Origin of the sequence: Nocardia sp. CA-135953, from assembly GCF_050955735.1 — a bacterium.
Taxonomy (GTDB): Bacteria; Actinomycetota; Actinomycetes; order Mycobacteriales; family Mycobacteriaceae; genus Nocardia.
The window spans coordinates 5,771,338-5,782,802 of record NZ_CP192082.1 but is presented as its reverse complement, the minus strand read 5'-3'; the positions used below and the strand labels follow the sequence as shown (position 1 = coordinate 5,782,802).

9 protein-coding genes and 1 pseudogene are annotated in these 11,465 nt (G+C 64.8%); 5 read left to right on the top strand and 5 right to left on the bottom strand.

Going from position 1 to position 11,465, the window contains the following annotated elements; translation table 11 throughout:
• Positions 1-264 precede the first annotated feature (264 nt).
• Positions 265-609 (top strand): hypothetical protein, encoded by a 345-nt coding sequence (locus ACQPXH_RS26670; protein WP_433599219.1) that lies wholly within the window; start codon positions 265-267, stop codon positions 607-609.
• Positions 610-772: 163 nt separating this feature from the next.
• Positions 773-1,129, top strand: a complete 357-nt coding sequence (locus ACQPXH_RS26665; protein WP_433599218.1) for a hypothetical protein — start codon at positions 773-775, stop codon at positions 1,127-1,129.
• A 98-nt stretch (positions 1,130-1,227) separates the two neighbouring features.
• Here the strand turns inward: ACQPXH_RS26665 and ACQPXH_RS26660 are convergent, their stop codons facing one another.
• Positions 1,228-1,881: a WHG domain-containing protein gene (locus ACQPXH_RS26660; protein ID WP_433599217.1), complete on the bottom strand. Its 654-nt coding sequence runs from the start codon at positions 1,879-1,881 to the stop codon at positions 1,228-1,230.
• An 86-nt stretch (positions 1,882-1,967) separates the two neighbouring features.
• On the opposite strand from ACQPXH_RS26660, the gene ACQPXH_RS26655 reads away from it, so the two are divergent.
• Both ACQPXH_RS26655 and ACQPXH_RS26650 read left to right on the top strand, forming a co-directional pair.
• On the top strand, positions 1,968-2,930 hold the full coding sequence (locus ACQPXH_RS26655; protein WP_433599216.1) for a quinone oxidoreductase family protein: 963 nt from the start codon (positions 1,968-1,970) through the stop codon (positions 2,928-2,930).
• A 10-nt stretch (positions 2,931-2,940) separates the two neighbouring features.
• A complete protein-coding gene (locus tag ACQPXH_RS26650; RefSeq protein ID WP_433599215.1) occupies positions 2,941-4,272 on the top strand; it encodes an MFS transporter in 1,332 nt (443 codons plus the stop codon).
• 656 nt (positions 4,273-4,928) lie between these two features.
• Here the strand turns inward: ACQPXH_RS26650 and ACQPXH_RS26645 are convergent.
• The 3 genes from ACQPXH_RS26645 to ACQPXH_RS26635 form a co-directional block, all read right to left on the bottom strand.
• Positions 4,929-6,176 carry an alpha/beta hydrolase family protein gene (locus ACQPXH_RS26645; RefSeq protein ID WP_433599214.1) on the bottom strand — a complete coding sequence of 416 codons (1,248 nt, stop codon included), beginning with the start codon at positions 6,174-6,176 and terminating at the stop codon, positions 4,929-4,931.
• A 452-nt stretch (positions 6,177-6,628) separates the two neighbouring features.
• Entirely contained in the window at positions 6,629-7,597 is a 969-nt protein-coding gene (locus ACQPXH_RS26640; RefSeq protein ID WP_433599213.1) for an LLM class F420-dependent oxidoreductase, read from the bottom strand.
• 902 nt (positions 7,598-8,499) lie between these two features.
• The gene (locus tag ACQPXH_RS26635) at positions 8,500-9,882 is read right to left on the bottom strand and encodes an IS1380 family transposase (RefSeq protein ID WP_433599212.1); all 1,383 of its coding nucleotides are present in this window, start codon (positions 9,880-9,882) and stop codon (positions 8,500-8,502) included.
• 146 nt (positions 9,883-10,028) lie between these two features.
• Between ACQPXH_RS26635 and ACQPXH_RS26630 the strand changes: the two genes are divergently transcribed.
• Positions 10,029-10,898: an IS110 family transposase gene (locus ACQPXH_RS26630; protein ID WP_433599211.1), complete on the top strand. Its 870-nt coding sequence runs from the start codon at positions 10,029-10,031 to the stop codon at positions 10,896-10,898.
• Here the strand turns inward: ACQPXH_RS26630 and ACQPXH_RS26625 are convergent.
• Positions 10,783-11,219: pseudogene (locus ACQPXH_RS26625) on the bottom strand (IS1380 family transposase); the annotation flags it as partial. The gene ACQPXH_RS26630 and the pseudogene ACQPXH_RS26625 sit on opposite strands and share 116 nt — an antisense overlap.
• Positions 11,220-11,465: the final 246 nt, after the last annotated feature.

Sequence of the window (11,465 nt, the reverse complement as noted above, 5' to 3'; positions counted from 1 at the left end):
TATGCCTATGTACCTACCTGCTACCGATGCAGACGGTATCGGTAGCAGGTAGTACTGACCCCTGTCGGCTGAAAGGCGGCAACTGCTGCTTGTTCGCAGGTCCTGACTTCCGGACACACATCCTGGCATCGGGTGTGGCTGCCGCTGCGGCAGTGCTTGCACCAGTTCATTGCCAATTCGGCGATGCGCGGATATCGGGGCGCGCCGACATGTTCGTCCGGCACACCGCCAGGTCAGTAACAATCTCGATCGAAGGAGATCAGAATGAGCCGGACTTCCCGGTTTACAACGCTCGCCACCATCACCGCAGCGACCGGCGCCATGCTCGCATTGGGCACGGGCACTGCGGCGGCCGACGAGTGGCCGGAGCCTGGATCGTGGGTGTACGAGATAACCAACGCGGTCACGCCGACGGATCTCGACTTCTGGAATCCGTCCGCCAACAAGATACGAATCGTCTCACCGTATGGCAAGAGCACCCGCATCGTATGCTTCAGTTTCCACGGCTCCACATTTGACTGCTGGCAAGGCGATGCGGATGGGAATGCCCACAAATTGCGGATGCAAGAGCTGCCGATCCTCGGCCCCGTATTTTTCTATCCGTCCTGACCCCGCGCCGTCGTTCGGATGACGTATCGGCGGGCCTGACTCGCGCCGTCGGATCGGCGCGCCGATACGCGGCGTCGCAACATGGTGGTGAGGATGGAGTGGGGCTGCAGCCCCGAGATGTAGCTGGTAGCGCGGTCGATGTTGTCCAGGTTCAGGTGGCGAGGTGCGAAGACCGGCTTGGGCGGATGACACGGGCGGCGAGGCGCACTGTGGCTCGTTCGGGGAGGCGGGCGGAGATCGCGCGCGCCACAACGCGATGAGCCGAACCACCCCGATCGATTCCGTCGTGGCGCAGCTACACGCCGACCTGCTGGCACGGTGTGACGATTTGTTTCGCCGCGCCCGGGATACCGGACTGCCGCGGATCGACGTCGATCTGCGGTGGGCGCGTCGCGTCTACCACGCCCTGATCGACGAAGCCGGTCACGGTGGCAACAGCAGCGAAGATGCGGACGCCCTTGCGACGACGATCGTGCAGACCTTGCTCCACGGAATCGGAACCGACTCGGCCCGGCTGTAGCCCACGGCAACCTTCGGAGAGCGAATACCAGCTCACCACCCAGCCCGCTGTACGAGTGATTCCGCGGCGCATCCACTCTGCTTCGATTGCCGTGGAATTTACTTCCGGGGGCTGGTCCGGCTGGTTTGGTCGCGTTCCTCGTGCAGAGCCACCAGTTGGTCGACCAGCAATGTGACGTATCGGTCCTCGTCCGGCAGGCCGAACCAGGGCAAGGTCGCGGTTAGGTGCGCCCTGCCGTGCAGGCTGGTCCACAGGGCGGCGGCCGCCTCGAATGCGTCGTGCTCCGAGCAGCCGAGGGCTTCGGCGATGGCGTGCACCAGCAGTCGGAAGGTGTCGATCCCGGCGGTGCGCACCTCGTCCGGCGGCGCGGACACCGTCCGGCCGACCGGCGCGGTGGTGTGGAACATCATCGCGTAGTGGCCGGGATGGCGCCTGGCGTAGGCGAGATAGGCGTGGCAGGCAGCGCGCAGCCGTTGTCTCGGGTCGTCGGGGTGCGCTGCGATCGCGGCGCGCAGCCGGTCGCCCAGTTCGGTGAAGCAGCGCTGTTTGACCGCACGGATCAGTTCATTGAGGTCGGCGAAGTGTAGATACAGGGCGGTCGGGCTGACACCGGTCGCTGACGTGAGGGTGCGTATGGACAGGCTGTCCACGTCGTAGCTGGTGTCGAGCAATTCGGCGGCCTTGGCGAGCAGGGCTTCGCGCAGCTGCTCGCCGGAACCGCGTGGGCTGCGTTGTCGGCGGGTCTGCGTCACCCGACGAACTCTACCGGCGGGCTCTGCGTGCCAATAGATTGACAGATGTACATTTACGACTGTAAATATAAAGAATGATGCGAACTGTGACGGTCCAGCGGCTCGGCGGACCGGACGTACTGGAACTGACCGAGGCGCCGGTGCCGGAACCCGGACCAGGCATGGTACGGGTGGCTGTGCGGGCGATCGCACTGAACTTCCGTGACGTGCAGCAGCGCCGGCCGACCACCGGCACCCCCTGCCCGTTCATCCCAGGCTCGGACTTCGCAGGCGAGGTAGTCGCGCTGGGGCCAGGTGTGCGGTCGCTCCGACTCGGCCAGCGGGTGGTCGGGGTGGTGCTGTCCGGTGCCTACGCCGACCAGCTCGTCGCGTCGGCCGATGCGCTGCTGCCCATTCCGGACGAGGTCGGTGACGCCGAGGCGGCCGTACTGCCGGTGGCCGGCCTGAGCGCTTCGTTCCTCTGCACCATCGCCAATCTGCCCGGAGGTGCCACCGTGGTGACCTATGCCGCGGCCGGTGGACTGGGCTGCTTCCTCGGCGGATGCCTTGCCGCCGCCGGCATCCGGTCCATCGGGCTCACCTCGACCCCGGCCAAGGCGGAGATCGCCGACAAGGCGGGGCATGCGGAGGTGATCGTCTACCGCGATGTCGATCCGGTGGCCGCGGTGCGCGAGCTGACCGACGGGCGGGGCGTGGATGCGGTGTTCGACTCGGTCGCCGGGCCGGAATTCGACCGCAGCTTCCGGATGGCCGCCGATGGTGGCCTGGTGGTGCTGTGCGGCCGAGCGGCCGGTGAACCGGATCTGGGCCGGCTCGCCCACGACTTCATAGGGGCGCGGCGCAATCTTGCCCTGCGCGAGTTCTACCTCGCCAGTCACTTGGACGCGCACCTGGATGAACTGCCCGTTCGGCTGGCCGAACTGATGGCTGGGATGAGCTCCCGACGATTCCACGTGCCGATCACCGAGTTCCCACTGGATGACGTGCGGCGGGCGCATGAGCTGCTGGAATCCGGTGTCACCACCGGCAAACTCGTGCTGCGCCCCTGAGATGGGCGCCATGAATCCCACCAGCGAAGACACCGAACTTCCCAGTCTGTCGTCACGCACCGACAGCTACCTCCGCCGGCTGCTGATCCTGCTCGCTTCGGCGCTGTTCTTCCAGGGCTACGACACCCAGTTGTTCTCGATCCTGCTGCCCGATATTCAGAGCAGCTTCCACATCGGCGAAGCCACCCTCGGGGTGGCGCACTTCGTCACCGATCTCGGTGGCTTCGGCGCGTTCTTCGTCGGCCGACTGGCCGACCGGTTCGGCCGACGTCCCGTGCTGCTCTGGTCCGTCGCGGTCTACACCGTGTTCACCGCGCTGTCTGCGGTGAGCTGGGATATCTGGTCACTTACGGGGTTCCAGCTCGGCGCTCGGTTGTTCCTCGGCGCGGAGTACGCGGTCAGCATCACAATGGTGGTCGAGGAGTTCTCCGCTCGGCGCAGGGGTAGAGCGCTGGCCACGCTGACCGCCTGCTCAGCGTTCGGCTCGATCGCGGTGGGTGTGCTGGTCGGCGCCGGGCTGCTCGGAAGTGCGCTGGGCTGGCGGGCGTTCTACCTGATCGGTCTGCTGCCACTGGCGGCGCTGACCTACTACCGCAGGCAGATCAGCGAAAGCCGACGGTTCCACCTGGTCCGGCATGAGCGGCCGGCCCGGCCGGCGCTCCTCGCGCCGTGGGCCAGACGGTACCGGCGCAATCTGCTGTTGCTCGGGCTGACGCACCTGTTGATCGGCATCCCGCACTTCGGCGCGCTGGCCTGGCTCGCTTTCCACGGCGAGCGGGAAATTGGCCTGACCACAGGCGACATCGCGCTGTTCCTCGTGGGTGCGTACGGCCTGGGGTTGTCCGGGTTCTTCGTCTGCGGCTGGGCGATGCGCCGGTTCGGCCGCCGGCCGACCGCGCTGGCCTACGGCGTCGGCTCCATGGTCACCCTGGTGGTGTTGTATCAGACCACCTCGGTGGTGATCGCGTTCGTGGCCATGTTCTGCGCCGTGTTCGGCACGCTCGGTATGATCCCGGTGCTCGCCGCATTCGACGCCGAACTATTTCCCACCGAGATCAGGAGCACCGCGGTCGCTTGGATCCGCAACGTGTTCGAGGCCAGCGGGGCAGCCGGTGGGCCAGCGCTGGTCGGGCTGCTCGGCGACCACACCACCGGACTGATCGGCAATGTCGGCGATACGGTGTCTGTGCTGTGCGTATTGTTCCTGCCGGCGCTTGTGATCATCTGGCGATTCCTGCCGGAGACCAACGGACGGATAACCGAAGCAGCGGACCACACCGCACTTGGCGGACATCCACCAGACAACCGCGTTCCCCAACAGGCCGGCACACCGGATGCGTAGGCAGCGGAACTCGCCGCCGCCTGCCGCCGCCGCAGTCGACCGGCTCGGCGAATCCGCGGATATGAGCTGGCGGACGGTGGAACTGGCTCCGGCCCACAGGTGATGCCGAATGACCTACCGCATACTTTGGCGGGTCGATCTCTTTTGTCTCAGCGCTGCACCGTGCAGGAACTACCTATCAGATACCGATGCGCAACCCATTCCGGTCAAGTCCGGCAAGCGGTACTCGATCAGGTTCGGATTGCGCGAAACCATCGTCGCCGCCTGGATGTCCTACCCGACCACGACGGCAACCAGCTGACTGCATTCGCTACCAACAACGGTAAATGTCAGCTCGCAGATCTGGAACTACGTCGTGGCCACCGCGCCCGCTGCGAGGACCGCATCCGCGTCGGGAAGGACGTCGGGTCACCCGTCACCTCGCGAAGGCGGGCCCCCGCTGAGCTGGTCGGTGCCGATTTGTTCGACAGCTTGCCCGGCCAAGCCGCCGATGTGCGTGTCATGGACTTCGAGGATGCCGAGGCCGACGCCTACGAAGCGGCGAACCGAGCCGTGCTCGCGTCCTGTCATCCGCTGATCGGTTGCCTATCGGCATTGTGTTGCCCGACGGAGCCGCCCGAGGCCAATGGATGGGTCCGTGGTCGTTGCCCCGCCCGTCACCTCGCGGCATCGAGCTGGGTGAACCAACTCAGTGCCAAAGCGGTTCCGCGGATGCCGGAACCGTTGTGATCGACGGGGCCGACGTCGATGATCGGGGCGTCGACCCCGTGTTGTTGGAGTGAGGTGTGGCACTGTGCGCTGTTCTCGGTGGCGACGTCGGCGTCTTTGTCTCCGATGTAGAGCCGGATGGGCAGGCGCGGGGTCCAGTCGTTGCAGGTGCTGTCGGAGACACGCAGGGCATCGGCCAGCGGGCCGGTCGGATTGCGCAGCATGTCCATGGCATGCGGGGTCAGCAGGCGGTCGATGCTGTCGGGGAAGCCTCGATGCAGCTCGTCATTAGTACGCGTGCCGTCCAGCAACTGGTCCATCGTCGTGTCGTAGGGCGGCTGAAACACCTCACTGGGCGATTGATACAGGTGGTGCAGGCGATTCCAGGACACAAGAAGGTAGGCAGTGTAGAAGCCTGCGGATGCCGGGTCCAGCGTGTGGTTCAACGCGGCGGGTAACTCGGCGGTCCGGAGGTCGAACGGGCCGCTGATCGCGGCGACCGCGGCCGCTCGCCAGGTGTTATCGGGTCCGGCCTGCAATGTACGTGCCAAGTCCATCGCCGCCGGTCCGCCCTGTGAGAATCCCGTGATGTAGATCTTGTCGCGCAGCTGCCGGTCGAGCACTGTGGCCTCGGTCCGCGCCGCGCACAGCATGTCCAGTGACGCCGTGGTCTCCGACGGCACATTCAGATAGGGGTGCGGTTCCGAACCGAGCCCCAAGCCGAGGTAATCGGGAGCGACACCGGCGAACCCGGCGGCCGCATAGGTGAGTACCGCCGCGACATCGCCGCTGTCCGGCACGACAGACGCAGCGTCTGACTTAGTGGGTTGGGTGCCGTGCTCGTATGCCACCGTCGACAGTTCGTGCTGGCCGCCGCGCGGCAGCGCCAGCAGGCCGCTCGCCGTCGTCGCCCGATCATCGAGATCGATCGTGCGGTACACCAGCCGGTAGGTTTCGACGCCGAATTGTGCTGCGCTGGAGTCGAATCCGTTGCCGGTGAGGTCCGCCTTCACGTCGTCGACGGAGTAGGTGCGCAAGTGTTCGGCGCGTATGAGCTGCCCGCGTTCGGCGACCGACTGCGGCGAGTACGTCGGATTCGGTGAACTGTCGCATCCGGTGGTGAGCAGCAGAGTCCCGGTCACCAGGGCAGTCGCGATCGCCGTCGCCCACCGCCGATGATGAGTCATCATGGTCATTCCGAGATTTCATCGCCGGTAACCGGGTCAGATCAATCCCTCGCAGGTGTGACCACGTCGGCCGCTCTCACACGGCAGTATGAGATGGTTCGTGATCCGGTGTTCCCAATCCTCCGTACCGAGATCATCGGCAACCCCGGCAAGCAGCGCGACGCGCAGCCGCCCCGGCGCCGTCCGGACCGTCGAGACGGCCCCGATGGTTTCGAGCCGTTCCCGCATACAGGGCAAGCCAAAACCAGCGCAGCTGGGAGCGTTGCGGTCGTATACCGGGATTCCACCGGCCTCGGCGGTCAAATTTGACCTGGCACTGCGGAAATTGCCGTGTCGCGACAATTTGTCCGCCCAAGCTGGACGCCACTGGTGCGCGAACCCCGGTAGGAATTCGGCGACCTCCTGTGGCTGGTCACCAGCGGGAGAGCCGACGCGTGAGCACCGACCTTCGAGGATCGATGTCAGTCCCTGTGCACCAGCGGGCTCAGCGTCTGGCCGGCGAGCTCGAGGATGCCGGGCTGGTGGCCGTTGGTGACCATGTTGACGATGAGGCCGTGCACGCCTTGGTCCAGAACGCGCCGCTGAATCTGCTCGGCGATGTCGTCGGGATCGCCGACGAAGTGCCGATCGGTTTGGCCCTGGCGCAAGGCCGGTGTGGAGAGGCCGGACATATCCTGTTCGGCCTGCTTCGCGAGCATTTCGGCGTGAAGTTTGCGGGCGCGATCGCCGTCCTCGTCGATGATCATGTAGCCCAGGTAGCTGGTTTCCAGGGTTTTCGGGTCGCGGCCGATCTCCTCGCATCGCGCGTGCAGCGCCTCGATCTTGCGGGGCAACTCGCTTGCGTTGCAGATCATGTTGATGTGATCGGCGTAGCGGGCGGCCAGCGCGAAGGTCTTCTTTTCGCCACCCCCGCCGAGCATGATCGGCAGGTCGTCGCGGATGCGCGGCTCGTTGAGGGCCTCTTGGGTGTGGTACCACTTCCCGTCCACGGTGGGATGCTCGCCGTGCAGCATCGGCACGATGATTCCCAGTGCCTCTTCCAGCCGCTCGAACCGGTCGGTGAACGTGCCGAATTCGTATCCGTAGCCGGTGTGCTCGAGCCCGAACCAGCCGGCCCCAATCCCCAGCACGGCCCGCCCGCCGCTGATCACATCCAGGGTGGTGACCGTCTTGGCCAGCATGGCCGGGTTTCGGTAGGTGTTCCCGGTCACCAAGGTGGACAACTGAATTCGCTCGGTGGCAGTAGCCAGCGCACCGAGTGCGGTGTAGGCCTCCAGCATCGGCTCATCGGGTGCGCCGATGGTGGGCAGCTGATAGAAGTGATCCATTACGAACGCGGCATCGAACCCGGCCGCCTCCGCTGCCCGCGCCTGGGCGATCACCGACGGAAACAACTCGCGTGCCGAGGCCGCATGGCTGAAGCTCGGCATCTGATAACCGAGCCGAATGCGACCACGCCGCGTACCCTCCGGGCCGGGAGATTCATTCTGTGTGTTCGACTGCTGTGCGTTCGTCATACAACAAGACGCTATGACTTTGAGTGCACTCCATGTCAATAACCGTTCTCGGCAGTCGTTTTCAATCACTGCGCTCGGTCGAGGTCGAATTCGTGGTGTCGCGGGGTTGATGCGGGTCGGGCGGTGTTGCGGTAGTCCGTCGGCATGGGGTACCCACAAGGTGGTGGGCCGACTTGTCGGCTCTCAGAAGGATGGGTCTGGTGCAAAGAGTGTGATCTTGCTGTTAAATCTCGGCGTGTTGCTCCGGGAAATGGTCCGGTGTGGGTGAGGGTGGCAGGCGTGCTTGGTGACCTGATCCGACAGTTGTTGCCGCACTTTGGGAGATCTGCTGATCAGCATGTCCGTGGTGCAGGCGATGGGGTGGTCGTTGCAGTTTACGTTGCCAGCGCGGTCACCGGTCGTGCGGCAACCCTGTATAAACTCGAGTACTTGAAATGACACTGTTTCTATAGGTCGAAGCTTGATGTGCTTCGAAAACGCGTCGTACTCATGAATGCAGCTGCTCAATATCTCGCCGGGTGACGATCACTCTGGCAGTGCAATTTCGAGTCCGGCATGAACCATGCCTGGCAGATCAATTTCGCAGGTGGACGGGCAAGGCGGATCACAATGGCTCTGGCGCGAGACGAGGCACTGGCACTAACCTCAATTTTTCGCCGGGCCTTCGGCCCGGCGTGATCGGGTTCGGATTGGGGTTTTCAGATGGTATCCGGGCTGGTGGGTGTGCTCGACCGGCCCGTGTGTCAGCGGGCTGGTTGCCGGGTTCCACGGGTCCGGTAGTCCTTTCGATGGTTGTAGGGGCGGGTTTGTGCTGGTCAGGGTGCTGCCAGGTGGGTGAAGGCGTCGACAGCGAGGCTGGTCCATGGGTTGTGTGCCGATAGGCGCAGGTGAACGTGTCGGGCGTGGCGGGCCAGGCGGGCGGGAAGCGAAAACAGCCGTAGCCGTAGTGTTTTCGGTTCCCAGCGGCGTGCGTCGTGGTCGTGCAGGGCGAGGGTCTGCATCCAGGCGGTCAGGTCGAGTGCGGGTGCGACGAGGGCGAGCCAGATGCGGTTGGCGTTGAAGCTGTGGAACGGAAGGTTGCGCAGGCCGGTGTCTTTGGCGGCGCGGACGCGGTCTTCGCAGCGGGCGCGTTGGCGGTGGCGTAGTTCCAGGTCGGGTAGCTGGCCTCGGGTGGTGTTGGTGACGAAGGCGGTCAACCGCAGCCCGTCGCGGTCGGTGAACCGCAGTTGGGCGCCGGGATGCGGGCGTTCTTTTCTGACGATCAGGCGCATGCCCGGTGGCCAGCCGGACAGGTCGGTGATGCCGGTTGCTTCGACGACCCAGGCGCCATCGCGGACCTGGCCGTCCGCGTCGTAGGCCGGTGTCCAGTCGGCGACGCTCAGGTAGGTGTCGAGGGCGTCGACGATCTCGTCGGTCAGGGTGAACCCGATCGAGTACTGCAGTCGGCGGCGGTGGCAGTAGTCGAGGAATTCGTGGGTGCCGCCGCCGGAATCGGTGCGTACCAGCACTTTCCGTCCGACCCGCCACAACGGTCGCCACGGCAACTGGGATAGGGCTTCGCGGAGCACATGCTTGTGGTCGGCGGCAGTATTACTACCGGCGTTGCCGGGCCGCAGCATCGGCGCCGCGGGTTCGCCGGTGCCGGTCGCACCGTGGTCGATGAACGACCACAGCGAGTGGAAACCGAAGCCGCGTTTGAATGTTGGTGCGGCGTTCTGTTTCTCCGAGTGCGCGTCGGTCAGCGTCGCGTCGAGATCGATGATCAACGGCTTGTCGATGCTGATGCCGTGATCGGGGGCGTTAGGGCCGGCCAGCGTCCACGCCCGTGCTCGCGCATCCGCACGCGCAGACGCGATGGCGGCCAACGCTTTCGGTGCGTCGGCGGTCAACGCGGTGATCGTCCGTGACACCGTCGGGTCCGACGCCACCAGACCGAACACACCTGGCTCGGCCCGCAACAACGCCACATCCGAGGCGCAGTCACCACCGACCGCCAGCGAGACCGCCAAATCCAGCACGATCTTGCCCGGGTCGTGGATGGCCATCGGTTTGCGCCACGGCACCAACTGTCCCGATAAACCCCTGATCAAACCGGTTTTCTCGGCAGTACGCAGCAGCACCGCACCCGCGTGTGACACCACACCCGCACCGTCACCGTCGATGACCAGCCTCGGATACGGGGAGATAGACTCGCTCACCAGAAAGGTGCTCCAAAACCTCGATCAATTCAACCTTCGCAAGTCGAGTTATCGCAGGTCAGAGCACCTTTCGCCATTTCAGCCACACACTGCCACACGGCTCGGTGAAATCACGAGGCTAATAGGGGCTTGGTTTCGCCTCGTCAATGTCTTGTCTGTCCGCGCGGCCGGTGTGCTGTCACCATCAATCTAGGAAGGCAGGACCAGCAAGCATGACCGACCCGTGCGAGATCATCGACGGCGCCGACACCCACGTCGACACAATCCATCTCGCCGTAATCTCGGTGACCGGTCAGCCGATGGCGGATCGGGAGTTTTCGACGACCGAATCGGGCTATCGGGCGGCCATCGAGTTCCTCAGCGGTCACGGCGTTCCTCATGTGGTCGGGGTGGAAGGCGCCCGCAGCTATGGCGCTGGATTGACCAGAGCCCTTGCTGCAGAGGGTATTCCGGTTGTCGAGGTCTGCCGTCCGGATCGCGCGGCGCGACGATGCAAAGGTAAGACCGACACGCTCGACTCCTATGCTACCGACACGCTCGACTCCTATGCTGCAGCGCGGGCGGCCTTGTCCGGGCATGGTGTGTCAGAGCCCAAGGACGAGCGGACCAGCGTGGTCCGAGCACTGCTCGGTGCGCGGTGCTCGGCGGTCAAAGCCCGCACCGCCTCGATCAACCAGATCAAGGCCCTGCTCGTCAGCGCGCCGGAATCAGTCCGTGCCAGATTCCGCAGAGACGCCACCAAAGAGCTCATCGCCGAGCTCACCCGCACCCGTCCAACCGCTCATGCCGAACCGATGATCTCTGGAATACTCACTGCTGCAAAGGCCCTCGCCGATCGCGACGCTTTCCTCAACGAGCAGGTTGACACCCTCACCGCCGAGCTCAACGAATTGACCGCGGTTCTGTATCGACGAACGCGCGCACCTCGGCGCCCGGCAGCAACTCCACCCGCCGACACAGCCGAGCCAGATGCCCACGCAGCACCGCCCCGAGCTGGCGGGCGTGGCCGAAAGTGAACTCCCGCAACAACGTTCCGATCGTCGAGGGCGCATACACGCGATCGAACAATGTCTTCATCCCGCCGCTGCGCAGCACGTCGACATCGTCGATGCTGTCCGCGCCCGAGCACATCCCGCGATCAATGTGGCCAGCTTCGGGCCCGGATTCGCCGAACCGGACTTGACGCGCGGCGCGGTGATCGACACCTTCTCCGCCAGCGCCTCGACCAGCCCCGTTTGCTCGGCCAGCCGCATCACCGGCACCAAACCCGCCAGCGACACGAGATTGTCATCGTCGAACACCGCCGACCCGGCAGCGAACCTGTGCGAAACTTGCACTCGAAGTGTCCTTCTGAACTGCACGATTGTTGCCTAGACAACAGCAATCATCCCAGCTCGAAGGGCACTTTCTCATTCACGGCACACCGACAGGGCGCTCGCCCGTCGGTGGATCGAGGCTAAGAGTGAATGTGTGCAGACGTGGGAGCTTCCCGATCACTGGAGCAGAATTGGGTGTCATGGACGATATGGAGTTGGTCGAGCAGGTGCGGCGGCGTTGGGAGCAGGGTGTTTCCCGCCGAAGGT